Annotated in this window: 16 protein-coding genes; 8 read left to right on the plus strand and 8 right to left on the minus strand. The window is 32.1% G+C overall.

Annotated elements, in window-relative coordinates:
* Positions 1-190: 190 nt before the first annotated feature.
* On the minus strand, positions 191-895 hold the full coding sequence (locus Q0921_RS00960; RefSeq protein WP_299251950.1) for a FadR/GntR family transcriptional regulator: 705 nt from the start codon (positions 893-895) through the stop codon (positions 191-193).
* Positions 896-1134: 239 nt separating this feature from the next.
* Positions 1135-2763, minus strand: a complete 1629-nt coding sequence (locus tag Q0921_RS00965) for a transporter (protein ID WP_299251953.1) — start codon at positions 2761-2763, stop codon at positions 1135-1137.
* A gap of 100 nt (positions 2764-2863) precedes the next feature.
* Between Q0921_RS00965 and Q0921_RS00970 the strand changes: the two genes are divergently transcribed.
* The 4 genes from Q0921_RS00970 to Q0921_RS00985 all read left to right on the plus strand — a co-directional run bounded on the left by Q0921_RS00970 (position 2864) and on the right by Q0921_RS00985 (position 8469).
* On the plus strand, positions 2864-3133 hold the full coding sequence (locus tag Q0921_RS00970; RefSeq protein ID WP_299251956.1) for a DUF4834 family protein: 270 nt from the start codon (positions 2864-2866) through the stop codon (positions 3131-3133).
* A gap of 31 nt (positions 3134-3164) precedes the next feature.
* Entirely contained in the window at positions 3165-5603 is a 2439-nt protein-coding gene (locus Q0921_RS00975; RefSeq protein WP_299251959.1) for a YfhO family protein, read from the plus strand.
* A 2-nt stretch (positions 5604-5605) separates the two neighbouring features.
* The gene (locus Q0921_RS00980) at positions 5606-6901 is read left to right on the plus strand and encodes a glycosyltransferase family 4 protein (RefSeq protein ID WP_299254668.1); all 1296 of its coding nucleotides are present in this window, start codon (positions 5606-5608) and stop codon (positions 6899-6901) included.
* 110 nt (positions 6902-7011) lie between these two features.
* A complete protein-coding gene (locus tag Q0921_RS00985) occupies positions 7012-8469 on the plus strand; it encodes a polysaccharide biosynthesis C-terminal domain-containing protein (RefSeq protein ID WP_299251961.1) in 1458 nt (485 codons plus the stop codon).
* A gap of 60 nt (positions 8470-8529) precedes the next feature.
* Here Q0921_RS00985 and Q0921_RS00990 read toward each other — a convergent pair whose 3' ends face one another.
* From Q0921_RS00990 to uvrA, 5 genes are all read right to left on the minus strand, one after another.
* Positions 8530-9840, minus strand: coding sequence for a hypothetical protein (locus Q0921_RS00990; protein ID WP_299251962.1), 1311 nt, complete (start codon positions 9838-9840; stop codon positions 8530-8532).
* Between the two features lie 183 nt (positions 9841-10023).
* Positions 10024-11121 (minus strand): amidohydrolase family protein, encoded by a 1098-nt coding sequence (locus Q0921_RS00995; protein ID WP_299251963.1) that lies wholly within the window; start codon positions 11119-11121, stop codon positions 10024-10026.
* Between the two features lie 146 nt (positions 11122-11267).
* Positions 11268-11906, minus strand: a complete 639-nt coding sequence (locus Q0921_RS01000; RefSeq protein ID WP_299251965.1) for a hypothetical protein — start codon at positions 11904-11906, stop codon at positions 11268-11270.
* A 128-nt stretch (positions 11907-12034) separates the two neighbouring features.
* Positions 12035-12679, minus strand: a complete 645-nt coding sequence (locus Q0921_RS01005; RefSeq protein WP_299251968.1) for a peroxiredoxin-like family protein — start codon at positions 12677-12679, stop codon at positions 12035-12037.
* Between the two features lie 85 nt (positions 12680-12764).
* The gene (gene uvrA / locus Q0921_RS01010) at positions 12765-15545 is read right to left on the minus strand and encodes an excinuclease ABC subunit UvrA (protein WP_299251971.1); all 2781 of its coding nucleotides are present in this window, start codon (positions 15543-15545) and stop codon (positions 12765-12767) included.
* Between the two features lie 238 nt (positions 15546-15783).
* On the opposite strand from uvrA, the gene Q0921_RS01015 reads away from it, so the two are divergent.
* Positions 15784-16368 (plus strand): sigma-70 family RNA polymerase sigma factor, encoded by a 585-nt coding sequence (locus Q0921_RS01015; RefSeq protein ID WP_299251973.1) that lies wholly within the window; start codon positions 15784-15786, stop codon positions 16366-16368.
* Positions 16369-16441: 73 nt separating this feature from the next.
* Positions 16442-16591, plus strand: a complete 150-nt coding sequence (locus Q0921_RS01020; protein WP_299251975.1) for a hypothetical protein — start codon at positions 16442-16444, stop codon at positions 16589-16591.
* 44 nt (positions 16592-16635) lie between these two features.
* Here Q0921_RS01020 and nth read toward each other — a convergent pair whose 3' ends face one another.
* Positions 16636-17286 carry an endonuclease III gene (gene nth / locus Q0921_RS01025; protein WP_299251977.1) on the minus strand — a complete coding sequence of 217 codons (651 nt, stop codon included), beginning with the start codon at positions 17284-17286 and terminating at the stop codon, positions 16636-16638.
* A gap of 167 nt (positions 17287-17453) precedes the next feature.
* On the opposite strand from nth, the gene bcp reads away from it, so the two are divergent.
* Together bcp and Q0921_RS01035 are read left to right on the plus strand one after the other, a co-directional pair.
* Complete coding sequence (gene bcp, locus Q0921_RS01030) at positions 17454-17903, plus strand: thioredoxin-dependent thiol peroxidase (protein WP_299251979.1); 450 nt, start codon at positions 17454-17456, stop codon at positions 17901-17903.
* 653 nt (positions 17904-18556) lie between these two features.
* On the plus strand, positions 18557-20674 hold the full coding sequence (locus Q0921_RS01035; protein WP_299251981.1) for a T9SS type A sorting domain-containing protein: 2118 nt from the start codon (positions 18557-18559) through the stop codon (positions 20672-20674).
* Positions 20675-20738 lie beyond the last annotated feature (64 nt).

The following is a 20738-nucleotide window of genomic DNA, read 5'->3' on the forward strand; positions in this document are numbered from 1 at the left end:
CAAGAGCAAAATTTCAACGATAGTATGAATTGTTATATTTGCTACTGCATGTTTACTTAGGTAATAGTGTACTATTATTCTTGTTAATTGACTTCTCCCTCTAACTTGAAGTGATTACAGAATAATTGAAAAGGATAGGTTTTGCCTGTCCTTTTTCTTTTAATGTTAAAATTTACATAAGCAAGGTTTTTTAGTTAGTATGACAATAATTATATAAGTCTTTAAAATGAATTTTTAGACTTTTAATAGCTTCGTCCGGATCGTTGTTCTTTATAGCATTTACAATATCCTGATGTTCTTTTATTAAACTTGAAAAATTTTGAGCATCACAAATTTTTTTTGTAACGAAATTGGTAATTATTTCAGGCGTGATTACTAACATCAGGGAATTAATTACGCTGTTACAACTTGCTTCTGCTACCTTAAGATGAAATAATAAATCTTCGTCTAATGCATCTTGACCATTAATAGATTTTTTAATGTATGCTTCATGCGCTTTTTCAATTTGATATAATTGTTTTTCAGTTCTTCTCATAGCTGCTAGTTTTACAGCTTTTGTTTCTAGTATCAGTCGCGTCTCTACTAATGACTTAAAATCCGGTGTTTGTAAGTGTAAAATATTAGCCATCATTGAGTTTAGAGCTCCTACACCGATTTTGGATACAAAAGTTCCACTTTTGGGGTATCTCTTAACAAGTCCATAAAATTCTAATTTTTGTATAGCCAATCGTAATTGGCTTCTACTAGCGTCGAATTTATTGGATAATGCTCTTTCTGATGGTAATTTATCTCCAGGTTCAAGTTGCCGGTTTATGATTAGGTCTCTTATTTTTGAGATTACGGTTTCAACTTCGGTTTTAGAAGATAAAGGATCGTTTCCTAGGTTAATTCTCATATGTTTAAATTGGTCAACCAAATTGGTTAACCAAATATAAGAGTTTTATTTTAACCTACGTATTTTAAATGTTAAAAAATGATAGAAATATTAAAAAAATGATCTTTTTTATAGGATTTTATCATTTTTGAAACAAACGCATTGATGATGTACTTGTATATATGTTATATTAAAAAAGGGCCAAACATCATATGTTCAGCCCTTTTTATATGTCAAGAGATGTTAAAAACTAAGAAGAACTAACCTTCACTATTATCATCACCTTCTTTTTTCTTTTTCTCTTCTGCTTTTTTACGTTTTTCTTCTTCTTTTTGGCGCTTCTTTTCTTCTTTCAGACGCTTCTTTTCTTCCTTCTTTCTGCGTTTTTCTTCTTCTTTTTTAGCCTTAGCTTGCTCTTTTTGAAGTTTGTCATAAGCAGCGTCTACATCTTCCTCTTCTTCTTCAACTTTTTTCTTCTCTTCTTCCGGCTCTTTTTCCTTTTCAGTATCAACTTCTTTCTCCATCTCCTCTAATTTTTTGAGTTCATCATCAATTTTCTTTAACTCATCATCTACACCTTCATCTTGTTCCATTTTATCTAATTCGGCATCAATATCTTCGATCATTTTTTGCTTTTCTTTTTCAGCTTTGATTCGATCTTTTTCTACCTGTTTAGCTTCTTTGGCTTCTCGCTTTAATCTTCTACGTTCTTCTTTCTGAAACTTTTTATCGTCTTTTTTATCTTGCTTTTCCTTTTCGATTTGCTCACGTTCTAAGCGTTGTTCAGTTCTTCTTTCGTCCAGATCCTGTTCCATTGCATCTCTAATGCTACTATCTTCGAATTCGTTAATAAAAGGAGTTTTTTCTAATTTTAGACTATCATTTTCGATTTCTTCAAATTCCTGATCGATACTTAGGCTATCGCTTTCTTTGTTATTTAATTCTTCTTCGTTCTTTATACCACTTTCAAAACCTGGCTTTTCAATAATTTCGTCTTTGTTGTGCCAGTCAAATCTATATGAAGCACCAACACTTACTCTAAAAATAGAAGGAGTGTCTTTAAAGTTTGTTGCTATATTGGCATCAATCTGTAAGTCTTTATTAAATAAATATGCTCCACCTAGTCTTAGGATATTATCACTATAAAAATCACTTTTCTGTCCCTGATATTCCCCAAAGACGGCCCATTTATCATTTAGAGTATGAGTACTGGTGATAATCCAACCATACGCAGGGTTATCTGTGGTTACTTTATCTACGATTAGGTTTGTAACTAATACCCAGCTTCCGGCATTACTAGTCCACCAGTTATTTTGTGTCATTAGAACAATTTTTGGACTAATTGTTTGATCATTAGGAAAGGTAAAAGCATTGTCGGTGTTTACATAATTCATACCGACATATGCAGATACTGCAGGTACAAGGTTTTTCCACTTAAATCTGTAGCGCTCTTTCCAGCTTTTCAATTCATCATAATTTATTGAATCCTGATCTTTTGGTTTTTTATATGGATCGTAAATAAGATATTTAACTCCTATAGTATTGTATTCAAAATCTGTTCGTCTAATTTTTTCTTCATTAGCACCTACCGTTTGTTTAATACCTTCAGTTCTAAAACTACCATTCAAATTAATTTCCAGTTGTTCTATCAATAATCCATATCTAATTGCGTAGTCGAAATTAAAAGTATTCGTTTTGGTGTCAAATAACTTGTGTTTTTCTTTTCCAACACCAAAACCACCTTCTAACTGTAATACATTATTACCAACAGAGAATGCGCCTTGAGAAGTCCCAGGTCTATTCGTGTTAATTTTCTCAGTATATTGTGCAGATGCAGTTAGGCCGAGTAGGAACAGGCTAACCAACAATAGCAAAGATTTAGGGCTCATATTCAATAGATTTGGTTCAAATATAGCAGATTTTATCATTTTTTTAGGATTGACTTCATGTAATTGTACAGAGAGTTCCCTATTTTTGAAAAAAAACAATATGCAAGAGGCTTCGTTATCAGGGGTATTAAAGGTAATTCTCATTCTGTTATTGATATATTACGGATTAAAGATATTAACGCGTTTATTTGGTCCTCTATTGCTTAGATATGTAACAAAGAAAGCAGGAGAAAAGTTTCAACAGCAATTTCGGCAATACCAACAACCCCAATCTTCGCCAAAGGAGGATGTAACTATTGATAAAAAATCTAAACAAAAATCTACTAATAAAAATGTGGGAGACTACATCGATTATGAGGAAATTGATTAATTTGGCGCTTCATTCGTAAATTGTTTCGCACATGACGGCTTATCTAAAAAGATTTATACCTCATTTTCTTGTTATTTTAGGTTTTATAATTGCTTCTCTTGCATTTTTTAATCCAGTTCTTAGTGGAAAAATGATATATCAGAGCGATATCAAGCAATACGAAGGTATGGCAAAGCAACAGAACGATTATCGTAAAGAAACGGGAAAAGAAACTTTTTGGAACAATGCAGCGTATGGAGGAATGCCTACCTATGCTATCGGAGCAAAATTTCCTCATGATTATATGGATAAGCTAGATCGTTTGGTTCGTTTTTTACCAAGGCCTGCAGATTACTTATTTCTATACCTTACAAGTTTTTATATATTATTGCTGGTCATGAGAATTCCTTGGAAAATGGCAATTCTAGGAGCATTAGCATTTGGGTTTTCAGCATATTTAATTATTATAATAGGAGTAGGGCATAATGCGAAAGCCCACGCGATTGCCTATTTTCCATTAGTAATTGCTGGTATTTTATTAGTTTTTCAGAAACGATATATCTGGGGTTTCATGCTCACGGCGTTGGCTATGGGATTAGAAATCCAGGCGAATCATTACCAGATGACTTATTATCTAGGCTTACTAGTATTTGTAATTGGCGTAACCTATTTTATTGATGCTTTTAAAAGAAAAGAGTTACCACATTTTTTAAAGTCTTCAGTAATTTTAATTGTAGCAGCAATTTTAGGACTAGCTACTAATGCTACTAATTTATTATCAACATCAGAATATGCGAAAACCAGTATTAGAGGTAAGAATTTATTAGCAGAAGAAACATCATCTTCGTCAGTAAAAGATGGATTAGATTACGATTATATAACAGCATATAGTTATGGTAAATTGGAGTCTTTAAATCTTTTTGTTCCTAAGTTAATGGGATTAGGAAGAGCTTCGGATTTGGGTAAAGATTCTGCCTTTTATCAAAAATTGATCGAGTTAGGTCAACCACCAGAACAAGCGGATTATTATGCTAATGTTACTGGATTATATTGGGGAGCTCAGCCTTTTGTAGAAGCACCTCCATATCTTGGGATAACGGTAGTGTTTCTAGCATTATTAGGGTTGTTATTAGTAAAAGGTAGACTAAGATGGTGGTTACTAGGCGGAATAATTTTATCTCTAGCTCTAAGTTGGGGTAAGAATTTAGATTTCTTGACTCGGTTTTTTGTAGAATATGTGCCATTATATAATAAGTTTAGAGCAGTTTCTAGTATTCAGGTTATTTTGGAATTAGTGATACCAATCGCAGCGGTATTTGGCTTGTATCAATTGTTTAACGAGAAAACTTCTTTTCAGGAGCGACAAAAGAAATTCCTAATATCACTAGGTGTTTTTGGAGGATTATGTATTGTTTTTTGGTTGTTCGGTGGAAGTCTATTTAGTTTTAAGTCTCCAAACGATGTTCAATTGGCTATAGAACAACCTGCTATTTTTGATGCTATCAAGGAAGATCGTATTACCATTATGAAAAGTGATAGTTTACGATCCTTAATCTTTATATTATTAGTTGGTGGTTTACTTTGGTTCACTTTAAAGAAAAAACTTTCTGAAAATTTAATGATTGTAGGGGTTGGTCTTCTTATAGTTATTGATTTGGTAGGAGTGGATCGTCGCAGTGTGGACAGTGAATCTTTTATTTCTAAACGAACATATAAATCATATTTCCAGCCCACTACTGTTGATGAAGAAATTTTAAAAGATAAATCTTATTATAGAGTATTAGACCAGGCAAGAGGATTTATGAATTCTCATACAAATAATTTCTTCAATACGATTGGTGGTTACTCTGTTGTTCGCCCAAGAAAAATAGATGATATTTATAATGAACATATTACCAAAGGTAATCTCCAAGTAATTAACATGCTTAATATAAAGTATGTAATACAACAAGATGAAGAGAGACGTCTAGATGTACAAGAAAACCCTTCGGTAAATGGAGCAGCTTGGTTTGTAGAAGAATTAAAATTTGTAGATGATTATAAGGAAGAATTTGAGTCGTTAAATACTATTAATACTAAGAAAACCGCTGTTGTTAGAAAAGAATTTAAAGCAGCATTAGAGAACTATAAATTCCAAAAAGATAGTATCTCTACAATTGCTATATCTAAAACAGATCCAGATCATATGGCGTATAATTTGTATACAGAAAAGCCAGGATTTATTGTTTTTTCTGAGACATATTATAAAGATGGATGGAATGCTTATATAGATGGAAATTTAGAAACAATTTATCCTGTAAACTACATGTTACGTGGTTTAAAAGTACCTGCAGGAAAACATACTATAGAGTTTAAGTTCGAACCGCAAGTGGTAAAAACAGGAAGTACAATTACTTTGACAAGTTCTATTATCTTTGGGTTATTATTCATAGGGGCTTTATTTTTTGAATATAAAAAACGAAGAATAAACATTTCAGAAGAGAATTCTTAAAAATTTTGAAAGTATTACTCATCACATATTATTGGCCTCCTGCTGGTGGTCCTGGAGTACAGCGATGGCTTAAATTCGTTAAATACTTTAAGGATTTTGGAATTGAACCAATAGTGTACATTCCGGAAAATCCTACATACCCTTTAACTGATGAATCACTGATATCTGAGGTTTCTGATGAAATAACTATCATAAAACAACCAATTTTTGAACCTTATCGTTTAGCAGAACTTTTTTCTAAAAAATCATCTAAAACTATTAGTAAAGGTATTATCGTTAAAAAAGAAAAACAATCTCTCATTCAAAAGCTTTTGCTATACATAAGAGGGAACTTTTTTATACCAGACGCCCGTAAATTTTGGGTAAAACCGTCTGCTAAATTTTTACAAAAATATATTTCTGAAGCTAATATAGACGCTATAATTACTACAGGTCCACCACATAGTGTACATTTGATAGGGAAGGAGTTAAAAAAAAATATCGATCTTTATTGGATAGCAGATTTCAGGGATCCTTGGACTACAATTGGATATCATGATAAATTAAAACTTACCAAACGTTCCATAGAAAAGCATAAGGAATTAGAGAAAGAAGTTTTAATAGCTGCGGATCATTTAACGGTAACAAGTTATACTACGAAAGAAGAATTCCTGAAAATTACTAATAAACCAATCTCGGTAATTACGAATGGATATGATACAGAAAAGATTTCGGAAGTTAAATTGGATAGTGAATTTACAATTTCGCATATAGGTTCATTATTATCAGGAAGAAATCCTGAAAAATTATGGCAGATACTTTTTGACCTTACACAAGAAAATGATGAATTTGCTAAAACTTTTAGGTTACAATTAGTTGGAGCAGTAAGCGAAGATGTATTGTTGTCTATAAATGAAGCTGGATTATCTGATTTTTTAGATAATAATGGATATGTTTCTCATAAAAAAGCAATAGAGATTCAACGTAGTTCTCAGGTTTTATTATTAGTAGAAATAGATACACCTGAAACTAAATGTATTATACCTGGAAAGTTATTTGAATATATGGTTTCTAAAAGACCTATTTTGGCTATCGGACCTAAAGATGCTGATATATCAAGATTAATAAAAGAAACAAATTCTGGTTATTTTTTTGAGTATTCTGAGGGTAGTGAAATGAAAAACGTAATACTCAGTTATTTCGGAGAATTTCTGGAGGGAAAATTAAAAGCAAAAACTGAGGGGATAGAAAAATATAGTAGGAGAGAGCTTACCCGAAAAATGGTCGAAGTGTTAAAGAAGGTGGAAAGTGAAAAATGAACACTTCAGCTCCACTTATGAAGAAAAGGGAATATGTTGATAAAAAAGCAAAGAAATATAATAAGATAAAGATGAGTCTTTAACTAACAAATACTGAAACCAGAATATAGATGGGAATAGTAGTCAATCAATCCATAAAGAATGTAATCATTACCTGTTTGGGTTTTGGGATTGGTGCTATTAATACATTATTTCTATTTACTAAATTTCTGGAAGAAGAGTATTATGGACTCGTATCTTATTTGTTCTCAGTATCTAATTTAATTTGGCCTTTAATGGCTTTTGGTGTTCATAATACCTTGGTGAAGTTTTATTCTTCTTATACAAATAGAAGGGAACAAAATAGGTTTCTGACTATGATGCTTATTTTACCAATGTTCATCGCATTATTTGTAGGAGCTATTGGTTCTGCACTCTATGAATATATTCTTGATTTTTTTAGTGAAGAGAATACGATTGTACAATCTTATGTATGGACTATTTATGTTCTGGCAATCGCTTTATCTTATTTTGAAATATTTTTTGCTTGGGCAAAAGTAAAACTAAAGAGTGTTTTTGGTAACATACTTAAAGAATTATTCGTTCGGGTGTGTATTATGATTCTTTTGATTTTAGTGTCTTTCGAATTGATTACGGTTCGTCAATTTATATATGCTATCGTTGTAGTATATATTCTCCGATTAGTAATTATGTCAATGTATGCATTTGGATTGCACGAGTTTAAGTTTAGTTTCTTATTGCCTAGTAATTACATTTCAGTTTTTAAGTATTCTTTATTAATTTTATTAGCGGGATCAGTTGCTACTTTATTGATAGACCTTGATAAGACGATGATCGAACGCTACCTTCCGATAGAATATGTAGCTAAATATGGTATTTGCGCTTACATTGCCAGTGTGATTATTATTCCATCAAGAGCAATGCATCAGATTACATATCCATTGACCGCCAAATTAATTAATGAAAAAGGTTTCGAACAGCTACGAGAGTTATATAAAAAAAGTTCTCTGAATCTTTTTGCTATAAGTGGATTGTTACTTGTATTGATTATTTGTAATGTAAATCAACTTTTTGAGTTAATTCCATCGGAGTATGAATTGTTTATATGGGTAGTGTTATTGATAGGAGCAGCTAAATTATTTGATAATTTATTAGGAAATAATAATTCCATCCTATTTAATTCTGATTATTACCGATTGATTTTGTATATAGGAATTGGAATGGCGATTCTGGCGTTTATTCTTAATTGGATTTGTATTCCAATTTTTGGTGTTACTGGAGCAGCAATAGCTACATTTGTATCTGTATTTTGTTACAACGTAGCGAAGATCTGTATTGTTCAAAACAAGTTTAAAATGCATCCATTTTCCAAAAACACTTTAATAACATTATTACTAATTATGGTTTTTGTGTTTGGGTTTTATTTTTGGGATTTTGGATTTCATCCGATAGTAAATATTACGTTGAAAAGTATTTTAATTGGACTAGGGTATGTTGCTTTGTTATATTTTCTTAAGATTTCAGAAGATATTAATGGTATACTAAAGAAAATCCCCCGAGGTGCCTAAGCATACAACTCTGGGGGATTTTCCAACTAACCAACCAAAAAAATAAATTCCTTATATTTTTTAACTTCTACTTCTTGCATTACGAGATCCGGAATTGTTTGATCTTGTTTTTCTATTAGAAGTATTGCTTCTTTGTTTCTGCACTTTCGATCTAGAACTATTTCCTTTACTAGTATATCGACTATTGTTAGAACGTTTTGTTACATTCCCAGAACGATTATTTCCGTTACTTCTAGTTGTTCTTATTTTATTGTTACTTCTTGTAGAACGATTTGCAACCGTATTACGATTTCTCTGAGATCTTTGGGTTGATTGTACTCTATTTCTATTCTGAGTGTTTCTTGGTTTAGAAACTACTCTATTTCTATCGTTACGCCTTACTTGGTCTCTAGATTCAGAATTTCTAGTAGAACGATTGGCTACTGTGTTTCTGTTTCTTTGAGTAGTCTGAACTCTATTTCTAGTTTGAGTACCTCTTGTAGTAGATTGTGAACGATTTCTACTCTGAGAATTTCTGTTTACCGTTCTGTTTCTAGAAGTATTGTTATTTGCTATTGCTCTGTTTCTATTTACAGCAGTTGATCTACTACGGTTTACAGTGCTATAATTACGATCATTTCTGGTATGCATAGCCGTTCTTCTATCTCTAGATCTGTAATCAACACTTCTTGCTCTGTTAACTCTATTTCCTCTGTTGTAGCTAGCTACTCTCTGATTAGGTCTATAGTAGTTACGACTTCTATAAGGTTTTGCGTAATATCCATTGTAATAGTTGTTTCTAAATACACCAAATGAACATCTGTAAGGATTATAAAACCTTCTGTATGGTCTATTGAATACGATACATCTGCTGATTACTGGTACGGTAAAAAAGGCATGAAATGGTCTGTATACATAGTTTCTGTTAAAATTGTTGATGAATCCTGTACAGTTCACAAAATTACCATAAGTATTATAGTTTACATACAATCCACCTACTCTGGATACTCTTCCAAAACGATTATAGTTAATGAAAACATCACCTGCCTGACTAATTCTTCCATAATGGTCATAAAATACAGGAACATTTTCTACTTGTACTACAGCTCCATAATCATCATATTGTACATAGGCATCATAGTCAAATCCAGAATTAAAACTTATGTTTACCCCAGGGCGATTTATATTAACGTTGACACCGCCTCTTGGTCTATTTACATAAAAATCAAATTGTCCGTCTCCATATACAGAAAACTCTACTCCATTTTCACTAAAGATGAAAGATTTTCCATAATTGTAGTATCGAGATACGGTTTCTGAATTTGTATCAAACGCATTAGCGGTAAAAGATGCTAATAATAAGCCTGTAAAAAGTAAAACAATATTTTTCATAATCTGTGATTTTAAAACAAGTACCAAAATTAATTTTTCGTACTCTCTTTTATAGTATCAAGCAGCGTGCCAAAAACACAGATTGTTATAAAGAAATTATTTTTTATAATTATTTATCGTTTTAAAAATTTGATTTACAATGTATTAGGTTTTTTTTTGTGTAGTTTTAAAAAAGAAACTATACTATTTGGGAAACAGACTTCTATCAATATTCGGAATTACATTTAATGCATTTTTGTAATACAATTTTTTCAAAACTTCGTCGTCTAGATCTAATCCATACATTTTCCAGAATGCATGATATCTTTTATAATAAGGAAAGTATTCATCATTTGATTCTAGAACTCTAAAATAAGTATAGTATTCCTCTGGATTCCAAGAATCTTTACCGAACATAATTCTATCTTGATACTTGGTTAAAAAAGCTTTGGCATTACGAGGTTGCCTTCCTAGTTCTGCTATTACAGCTCCAATTTCAGAATACATGTTTGGTATTTCGTCCATTAACTGGCCAAGTTTAACTAAATTGTTACCATACCAACCTAAGTGAGCATTGATAAACTTAGTATTCTTGTGTTTTTTGAAGATATTGTGTTGTTCTTGTATAATCGTTTCCCAAGAACCTGTTACGTTAGCTTCTCTTTTTCTTCTAGAGCGCAGTTTTAACTCTAACCAACGTTCATTTTGATTATCGTGAGCATCCCAGAAAGGTTTTGGGTCGGCGGCATGAATTAATACGGGTATTCCTAATTCTCCGCATTTTTCCCAAACTGCTCCGATACGTGGATCATCAATCCTTATTCTATTGCCTTTGCTATCTTTACTATCCATCCCTTGGCTTTTGTATATTTTTAAACCGTTTGCACCAAGAGCAACATCTTTTTCGATTTGGGTTACCGCTTTTTTAGCCCAATCGGGATCATCAATTCCTTGTAGGTTAATATTTGTAAAGACTATAAAACGATTTGACGCATTCGTTTTTACATTTTCTAAAGCACCTTTAAGATGTTCATCAGATCCTCTTCCTTTTCCTGATAAATTAACCATTACAGCCATATTTAGTTTATCCATTTCCGTAACAAGTTCCCTCAGATCTTGTGTAGGCATTCTGAATTGGTGATTATGTACATCGATAAATGGAAATTTAGCTTTCTTAATAATAGTTTCCGGAACAATTAGTGTAGAAGGTGGATCGTAATCTTCGAATTGCATTTTTTGAGCAATAGTTCCTTGTATAAAAAACATAAAAAGTAATAGAACCAAGAATTTGTGGAATTTCATAAGATGATCTAATTTTTACATTACATCTATAAATATAAAATAATCACCTAATCTATAAGAAAGCTTAACATATTTAGTTAAAAAAAGAAAGCCCACTACCAAGACGGTAATGGGCTTTCTAACAACTAACCAACTAACTATTCATACTAATCATTATCTTGATTACTATATTTCTTCTTTCTTTTTCTGTTTTTATAGTGATCATCATGACCACCTTTATTGTAATGGTTTGATCTTCTGTTAAAGTTGTAATATGGGTCGTGAGTTATATTACATTCATTAACTCCACAATAACCACATCCTGTATGATGTATATTACCTTTTATATGTCGAATTATATTATTTTTTCCGTAATAAATACGTAATCCTCCAACTTGAGCTAATTTCCCTCTTCTATTATATCTCATTAATACAGAGCCAATTCGTCTTACTTTATTATTTTTATTATAACCTATAGTAGTTATTCCTACTCGATTTAATCTGCCATAATAATCGTATCTTACAGTAAAGCGATTGTTGTATTTATATCCTCTTGTGCTACCTGGAGAATTATAGTTTCTCGAGTTCCAATTTACTCGATGATTTCTTTTTCTTGGAGTTTTAAAATCGATTTCTCCGTTAGGATACACAAAGAATGTCACGCCACTCTCTACAAATACAATAGGTTTAGCATTACGATAACGTTTTGTAACCCTATCTACTTGATCCGATTGTTTTTGATCGGTTGCTTGTGCAGCTGTTCCTACTAGTAACATTGCTGCGATAAAAAGTATCATTTTTTTCATAACTTAAAATGTTTTGGGTTTTTACCTACTCATTAGCTTTTCGGTTTCCGCTATTTGATTAGTAAGTAACCAAATGGCGTGCCAAATTTTTTTAAAGAACAATGAAATTAATGATGAAACGGGTGTAATTAACTGTCTTTTAAAAAGTTAAAAATTTCTTTTGGATCAGCTCTTTCTTTGTAATCTTCTTTGATAAAATCATAAATTATGGTTCCGTCTTGATCAATTACATAGGTTGCAGAGATTGGTAATTGATGATCTTGATTACCGTTACTTTTTATTAGATCTATTCCAAAACCTTTATAAACTTCGATCAAATCTTTAGGAAGTGTAAATGCTAAATTAAATTCTTCGGCTATTTTATTATCTATATCGGAAAGAACTTCAAAGTGTAAGTTATTTTTTTCTGAAGTATTGAGAGAGTTATCAGGAGTTTCTGGGCTTATGGCAACCAATGTTGCTCCCAATCCTTCGAATTTATCTTGGTATTGTTGTAATGCTTTTAATTCTAGATTGCAATATGGACACCAGCCACCGCGATAAAAAGAAAGAACTACTTTTTTGTTTGATAGTAATTCTTGTATTGAAATATTAGTTCCAGTTGCGTTAGGGAGTATTATTTCAGGGATTTTGTCTCCGGTTTTTAGAGTTCTGGATGTAATCTGAGTATCCTTTAGGTTGGCAATTCCATTATTCATTATTTTATGAATAGTTTCTGGATATTTTGTAGCAGATTGATCAGCACGTGCTTTTAATTCTTCTGTAAGTGACATTTTTTTAATTTTTATTATTGAACGGTTTAGCCGAAATATTGTTCTTCACTTTACAGAATTATATATTATAATTATGTTAATATTTTTAGAGCTTTTCCTTTAAATATTGCCCAGTATACGATTTCTTGTTTTTACTAATCTCTTCTGGAGTTCCTTGCGCAATTACTTTCCCTCCATTTTTTCCACCTTCTGGCCCTAAATCGATTACGTAATCAGCGCATTTTACCAAATCCAAATTATGTTCTATTACCAAAATGGAATGTCCTTTGTCGATGAGTTCATTAAAGGATTTTAATAACTTCTTAATATCGTGGAAATGTAATCCTGTAGTAGGTTCATCAAAAATGAAGAGAGCTTTGTCTTTAGTGTTTCCCTTTACAAGAAAAGATGCCAGTTTAATTCGTTGTGCTTCGCCACCAGAAAGAGTAGAAGAGCTTTGTCCTAATTGCACGTATCCAAGTCCTACATCTTGTAAAGGTTTAATTTTTCGAATAATTTTAGTTTGACCATGATCATTAAAAAAGTCAATAGCATTATCGATAGTCATAGTAAGAATATCGTCTATGTTTTTTTCTTCAAACGTAACTTCCAATACATCTTTTTTGAATCGTTTCCCTCCGCAGGTTTCACACTCCAGATGTACATCCGCCATAAATTGCATTTCTATCGTTACTTCGCCTTCCCCTTTGCATGTTTCGCAACGCCCACCATCAACATTAAAAGAAAAATGCTTTGATTGATAATTACGTATTTTAGACAGCTTCTGACTTGCAAACAAACTGCGTATATCATCATATGCCTTTATATAAGTTACAGGATTAGATCTCGATGAACGCCCAATAGGGTTTTGATCTATAAACTCTACATGCTTAATGTTGCTATAGTTACCCTTGAGTTCTGTGAATTGACCTGCTTTTTCTCCATATCCTCCTAATTGTTTTAGAATAGAAGGATACACAATTTTTTTAACCAATGTACTTTTTCCACTACCAGAAACACCTGTAATTGCTGTAAAAATGCCCAAGGGAATCTTGATGTCAATATTCTTAAGATTATTTTCACGTGCTCCGACAATATCTAAATAGTATTTGGAGGTTTTTCTTTCTTTTGGGACTTTTATTTCCAAATTACCATTAAGATATTTTGCAGTAAGCGAATCGGATTTCAAGATTTCATCATATGTTCCACTAGCAACTAAATTTCCTCCAAATGTACCTGCTTCTGGTCCTATATCTAGAATTTCATCTGCAGCTTTCATGATATCTTCATCATGTTCTACTACGATGACTGTATTTCCTAAATCACGCAAAGATTGTAATACTTTAATTAATTTTTCGGTGTCCTTAGGGTGTAAACCTATACTTGGTTCATCTAAAATATACATAGATCCAACCAAACTACTACCTAAAGATGTAGCTAGGTTAATTCGTTGTGATTCTCCACCAGATAAGGTGTTTGATTTTCGGTTGAGTGTTAAGTATTGTAAACCTACATTATCTAAAAATTCTAGTCTACTATTAATTTCTTTGAGTAATCGTTTACCAATTTGAGCATCATATTCATTAAGTTTTAGATTCTTAAAAAAGTCTGTAAGCTCATTTAAAGGTTTCTCAACTAGGTCTGTAAGCGTTGCTTCTCCTATCTTTACATAGTTTGTTTCTGAACGAAGACGTTTCCCTTTACAAGTTGCACATTTTGTTTTTCCGCGATAACGAGAAAGCATTACTCGATTCTGAATTTTATATGCTTTGGCCTCTAGTTCGATAAAGAAATCATCAATACCTTCAAAATATTCATTCCCTTTCCATAATAATTCTTTCTGTTCGGGTGATAATTCGAAATATGGTTTATGAATTGGAAAATCAAATTTATAAGCACTATTAACCAACTGATCCTTATACCAGCTCATAGTGTCCCCTTTCCAAGGAAAAACTGCTCCTTCATATATACTAAGAGAAGTGTTAGGAACTACCAAGTCGTCATCAATACCAATCACATCACCATAACCTTCACACTCCGGACAAGCTCCATAAGGATTGTTAAAACTAAATAAGTGCACATTAGGTTCCAGAAATGTAATTCCGTCTAATTCGAACTTATTACTAAATTGTCGTAACTCGTTATCTTTTAAAGTTTCTAGAAAACAAGTTCCTTTTCCTTCGAAAAATCCAGAACTAACTGCATCCGCAAGGCGGTTATAGAAATCCTCTTCATCTCTTTTTATGATTCGATCTATAACAAGATGAACTTCGTCTTTTTTTGTAATGTGAGCTTCTTCAATTCTACAAACCGTATCATTGATTTTTACACGAGCATATCCTTGCTGTTGTAATACTTTTAGTTTTTCTTCTGTTGTACGTCCATTTTCTACGTGAATTGGAGCTAATAATAATAGTTTCTCACCTTCATCAAATGTTTTTACATATTCAATCACGTCGGTTACCGTATCCTTTTTAACCTGGTTACCTGAAATAGGAGAGTAGGTTTTACCAATTCGGGCAAAAAGTAACTTTAAATAATCATAAATCTCCGTAGTAGTTCCCACAGTTGATCTCGGATTGGTAGAATTTACTTTTTGTTCAATAGCAATTGCTGGAGCTATTCCTTTTATATAATCAACTTTTGGCTTATTGAGTCGTCCTAAAAATTGCCTTGCATAAGAAGAAAGACTCTCTACATATCTACGTTGACCTTCTGCATACAAAGTATCAAAAGCCAAACTAGATTTACCAGACCCAGATAGTCCGGTAATTACGACTAATTTGTTTCTAGGAATGGCTGCATCCAAGTTTTTGAGGTTATGCAGCTTAGCTCCTTTAATTAATATATTATGTTTTGGATCTAAAGTTGTAATGTCTTGAATCATAGTAAATATGCGGTCTGAAGGCAAATATAATGATTACTTAAGAAGTATTCTAAAGGATTGATCTGGAAAGTTAAGTTAAAAAAATTAACAGAAAATAGTTTGATTTTCATGTATTGTTATTATATTAGCCCCTGTAATAGAACCAAAATCTAAAAATAACAGCCTATAGAATACCATTACTTTAAAGTTTAACATAGCCCGAGCCCCAAGCTTGTTGGTCTCAAATTAAGTAATAGGTATGAAGGATTACACTATATCAGATGCTGTTCTGGTTAACAATTACATCAAAGGTGAAGAAAACGCCTTATCTACATTGATCGAACGTCATAAGCAACGTATTTACAGTTTTATTTATTCCAAGGTTTTTGATCGCGATGTATCTGAAGATATTTTTCAGGACACGTTTATTAAAGTCATTCGTACTTTAAAACTTGGAAAGTATAACGAAGAAGGAAAGTTTTTACCTTGGGTAATGCGTATTGCGCACAACCTAGTTATAGACCATTTCCGTAAAGGAAATCGTATGCCGAAATTCGAAGATAATGGAGAGTTTAGTATTTTCTCAATTATTAGTGATGGAGATCTGAATGCAGAAAAAAGAATCATAAAAGATCAAGTAGAGGAAGATCTACGTAATTTGATTCAAGAATTGCCAGAAGACCAAAAAGAAGTATTAGTGATGCGCATGTATCGTGATATGAGTTTTAAGGAGATATCTGATAAAACAGGAGTTAGTATTAATACAGCTCTTGGACGAATGAGATATGCGTTAATTAACCTTAGAAAGGTTATTGAGAAAAACAACATCGTTTTGACAAATTAACATTTCTTTATGCAATAAAGTATATTTTGCCTCGTTATTTATAAAAATAACCCTTAATTTAAGATTAATTAATATGGCAAAATTTTACTTTAAGTCTTCTCGAAAAGAGGAGCAACAACAATTAGTACCAAAGAAAATCACTGTAGATTTTCTACTAAATTACTCAAAGGCTTTAAGTGTTATAGATTATAAAAACCTGAAGTTTGAAGCACTTCTAAATTAAAACTAAACTTTGTGAAAGACCTGTTATCTTAGATTACAGGTCTTTTATTTTTTAAGATACTCATTGATTACCGTTTTTCTTCCAATTGTCTTAGTAATAATATCCTTATCAAGATTCCAACCTCTTGCAGGAGAATATTCTCTTCCATACCAAATAATTTGCAAATGAAGATCGTTCCACAATTCTTTTGGAAATAAACGTTTCGCATCCTTTTCTGTTTGGGTTACATTTTTACCATTGCTAAAACCCCATCTGTACATTAAACGATGAATATGGGTATCTACAGGAAAAGCAGGAACGCCAAATGCCTGAGACATAACTACACCAGCGGTTTTATGACCAACAGCAGGCAATTCTTCTAAATATTCAAAACTTTGAGGTACTTCTCCATTATGCTTGTCAATCAGAATCTGTGATAGTCCGTGAATTCCTTTAGATTTCATAGGGCTAAGACCTACGGGTCTTATAATATCCCTAATTTCTTCTACTGATAATTTTACCATTCTATATGGATTATCGGCTCTTTCGAATAGGAGAGGAGTAATCTTATTAACCCTAACATCTGTACTCTGAGCGCTCATAAGAACTGCTATTAATAAGGTGTACGGATCTTTATGATCTAAAGGGATTGGTATTCTAGGATATAATTCCTTAAGTGTTTTGATTGTGAAATCAACCTTTTCCTGTTTGGTCATATTAATAGAATTATTTCTTGCTAAAATATGAATATTTCGGAGGTTTTAGATATCGAATTAAAACTTAAATTTTTAATAAAATCATCATTGAATTATAATTTTTGTTTTAATTTTATAAAAAAAGTTTAAACAAAACGATTTTTAAGTTTTCACATAATCATAAAAGAATGACATCATTAAAAGCAGGAGATAAAGCTCCTAATTTCTCGGCATTAGATCAAGATGGGAATACTATTACTTTAGAAAATTACAAAGGAAAAAAACTTGTTGTTTTTTTCTATCCAAAAGCTAGTACGCCGGGTTGTACGGCTGAAGCTTGTAATCTGAAGGATAATTATCAAACTTTTCAGTCACAGGGCTATGAAATTCTGGGTGTTAGTGCGGATAGTGCAAAGCGTCAGCAGAATTTTAAAAATAAATATGAGTTACCTTATCCATTATTAGCAGATGAAGACAAAAAGGTGATAGAAGCATTTGGTGTTTGGGGTCCTAAAAAGTTTATGGGCAAGGAATATGACGGAATCCACCGTACAACTTTTGTAATTGATGAAAACGGAGTGCTTTCTGACGTTATTATGAAAGTTAAAACAAAAGATCACGCTGCTCAAATACTCTAGCAAACTATTTTGGAACTTGTATCTATTAAAAAGCATCTGTAATACATATAGATGCTTTTCTGTTTTATATGCCTGAAAATTAGCAGATAATTTACTTTATGATAAGTGAGACATTAAAATATATAGTTTATTAGTTTCGACTTAAAATTACATAAATCTTACACCCAAAAGTAAATTTAAGTTTTTTAATAAAGGATTCAAATCGAAAAACCAAAACGGGACAGTTATAATGAGTCTTAAAAGGTTTTACAACAGATACTAATTAAATAGCAACGAATTCTATTTCACTTCTTGCAATTAGCTTTGTTGAATTATTTTTACGTCTATTAGATTTAAAAGATTTTACTTTAGTAAGTGACAAAAATTAATATTACCGAATAAACTTTTTATGCTTAAAGCATTAACTAGTTAAAACGGAGGAATTATAGTAATCATTTTTTAATAAAAGTATAAGAATTTTTAACTATTAGGTATATAGCCAGAAAGTGTTTAGTTTTTGGTTTTGAAGTGTTTATGTTGGTGAAAACCGTTTATTCTAATATGAAAAACGAGTTTTTCGATTTATTAAAAGACTTCAATTATTTTTTAGAATCTATTAAAAAAACGTTTATAATTGAAATAAATATTGTTTTAGTCCTTCATTAAAAAATCAAATGGAAAGAAAATTATTATTATGTGTTATGGTTTTTTGTTTTGTGTTGCATAGTCTTTTGGCACAAACTAATGGCTCTATAGAAAAATCAACCGTACTATTTACCCAAGAATCAGGAGCAACTCCTTTTAATTATGATAAATATAAAGCCGATGGAATTTTCTGGGGTTTTATGCCTAATGCTAGTATTGAATCTGATGCAGCTATTAATGATTGGGTTGCAAAAGTAGAGAACCGTACATCAGATGGTAAGTATTATTTTGGTCGAGGAGAGTTTGATTGGGGATGGAAATGGATGATCGATTTTATGGATAATCCAGCATCTTACTGGGCAAAAGATCTTAATGGTAATGATATTCATTGGGGGAATGCTGCTGATAATGGCGGCACATACAATGGACAAGTCCATAGTTGGATGAGTCATCAAGGCCCTGAATTCTTAGAATGGCTGAAGTATCAAGCTGATCGAATGAGCTTGGCTCCAGTGTCTCATATGATGTTTGATTCGCAAACATCTGCAACCCGAACTTTACATTGGCTAGGAGGAGATTTCTCTGTTCATTCTATGAATGGTTTTAGAGAATATATGAGAAATAAGTATTCTGCTCAAGAGTTGATGAATTTAGGAATTAATAACATAAATAATTTCAATTATCGTCAGTTTTTATTGAATAATGGATTCACACTACAAATGTATAGAAATCGGGCGAATAGTATTAATGGCAATATTCCACTTTATAAAGATTTTGTTTATTTCCAGCGCCAATCACTTAATGATGTGATGGAGCAATTGTTTGAATATATCGATACAATAAGACCAGGAATTGAAATCGGAGCGACAACAAATGTTGTTGAACCTAGGGGATACGTTTTTTCTGATAGGCTAACCTATCTCGCAGGTGAGTATGGTCATCCACATGATGTAGCTACTAGCCCATCTATTGAACCATTATTACATTATAAAGCAGCAGAGGCTCTTAATAAAGATTTAATTTATTTTCCTTATCCTGATGCATTTCAAGCACTGAATGAAAGGAATTCTCCTCGACAGGCTCGTGCATGGATAGCGCAGGCATATGCTACAGGTTCTATTTTTACTATTCCCGGGAGAGTATGGGTTGGAGGAAGTACTACATGGGATACAGGTTGGGAAAATTTTGCCGATGTTTACGAATTCATTCATAACCATAGCGAGTTATTTGATGATTACAAAGCGGTTTCAAATGTAGCGCTTGTTTATTCTGTATATGCTTCATTATTAGAGGGAGGAATGGCAGGTAGTGCCAAAGCACGTGAAACTTTGGAGTATTTGGTGACAAGGAATATTTCGTTTGATCTAAAAATATTTGGTGATCCTGATCGTCCTGTAGCACCGACTGTTTCCGAATTGGAGCAGTATGATGTGGTTGTTCATAATAGCGATGTTCAATACTTAACTACGGCGCAGAATCAAATACTCAATACAAGCAGCTCTAATGTTATCCCTATAGCTAACGCTAGTGATATAATGGGTAATCTTTCTTGGAAAATAAATGTTTTACGAAATGATGAGTGGGTAAATAACCTTATCTCTGCGTTGCCACGGATGTCTTCTGAAGATTCATCAGCACCCTATGCGCTTCATCTAATCAATAGAAAATATAATGCAGCAGAAGATACGGCTCAAACCCATAATAATATCTCGGTAAAAATTCCAGCAGCTGTTTTTCCAAACTCTATTGTAGAAGCTTCACTTCATATGCCTGGTAAACCTTCAGTGGATTTATCGTTTCAGACTGATGGTTCGGGTGCTATAACTCTAGATATTGGAACTTTTAATTCTTGTTGGGGTTTAATAGAACTTAAACATGATAATATCTTATCCACTGAAGACATAATTTTCGATTCAGAAACAGTCTCGTTGTACCCTAATCCTGTAAATACATATGTAAATATTACAAACGCTCGTAGTCTGGACGTTTCATCTTTTGAGATTTATAGTGTTCAAGGTAAGCTAATTATTAGTGGTCAATATGAATCAAATTCAATCGATATATCAACTTTAACTAAAGGTATTTACTTGGTGAAAATCAATAGTAATTTGGGGGATAGTGTAATTAAAAAATTGATTAAAAACTAACTAATTATTCGTAAGTATACGATGAATGTTCTTTTTTTTGTTTGAAGGATTACAGTGAAAATCT

The organism is uncultured Aquimarina sp. (assembly GCF_947496855.1).
Classification (GTDB): domain Bacteria; phylum Bacteroidota; class Bacteroidia; order Flavobacteriales; family Flavobacteriaceae; genus Aquimarina.

Coding starts and splice junctions, on each gene's coding strand:
- Q0921_RS00990 (WP_299251962.1), bottom strand. CDS start 9,840: ATGAAAAATATTGTTTTACTTTTTACAGGCTTATTATTAGCATCTTTT.
- Q0921_RS00985 (WP_299251961.1), top strand. CDS start 7,012: ATGGGAATAGTAGTCAATCAATCCATAAAGAATGTAATCATTACCTGT.
- Q0921_RS00975 (WP_299251959.1), top strand. CDS start 3,165: ATGACGGCTTATCTAAAAAGATTTATACCTCATTTTCTTGTTATTTTA.
- Q0921_RS01020 (WP_299251975.1), top strand. CDS start 16,442: ATGGCAAAATTTTACTTTAAGTCTTCTCGAAAAGAGGAGCAACAACAA.
- Q0921_RS00960 (WP_299251950.1), bottom strand. CDS start 895: ATGAGAATTAACCTAGGAAACGATCCTTTATCTTCTAAAACCGAAGTT.
- Q0921_RS01015 (WP_299251973.1), top strand. CDS start 15,784: ATGAAGGATTACACTATATCAGATGCTGTTCTGGTTAACAATTACATC.
- Q0921_RS00965 (WP_299251953.1), bottom strand. CDS start 2,763: ATGAGCCCTAAATCTTTGCTATTGTTGGTTAGCCTGTTCCTACTCGGC.
- Q0921_RS01000 (WP_299251965.1), bottom strand. CDS start 11,906: ATGAAAAAAATGATACTTTTTATCGCAGCAATGTTACTAGTAGGAACA.
- bcp (WP_299251979.1), top strand. CDS start 17,454: ATGACATCATTAAAAGCAGGAGATAAAGCTCCTAATTTCTCGGCATTA.
- nth (WP_299251977.1), bottom strand. CDS start 17,286: ATGACCAAACAGGAAAAGGTTGATTTCACAATCAAAACACTTAAGGAA.
- Q0921_RS01035 (WP_299251981.1), top strand. CDS start 18,557: ATGGAAAGAAAATTATTATTATGTGTTATGGTTTTTTGTTTTGTGTTG.
- Q0921_RS01005 (WP_299251968.1), bottom strand. CDS start 12,679: ATGTCACTTACAGAAGAATTAAAAGCACGTGCTGATCAATCTGCTACA.
- Q0921_RS00970 (WP_299251956.1), top strand. CDS start 2,864: ATGCAAGAGGCTTCGTTATCAGGGGTATTAAAGGTAATTCTCATTCTG.
- Q0921_RS00995 (WP_299251963.1), bottom strand. CDS start 11,121: ATGAAATTCCACAAATTCTTGGTTCTATTACTTTTTATGTTTTTTATA.
- uvrA (WP_299251971.1), bottom strand. CDS start 15,545: ATGATTCAAGACATTACAACTTTAGATCCAAAACATAATATATTAATT.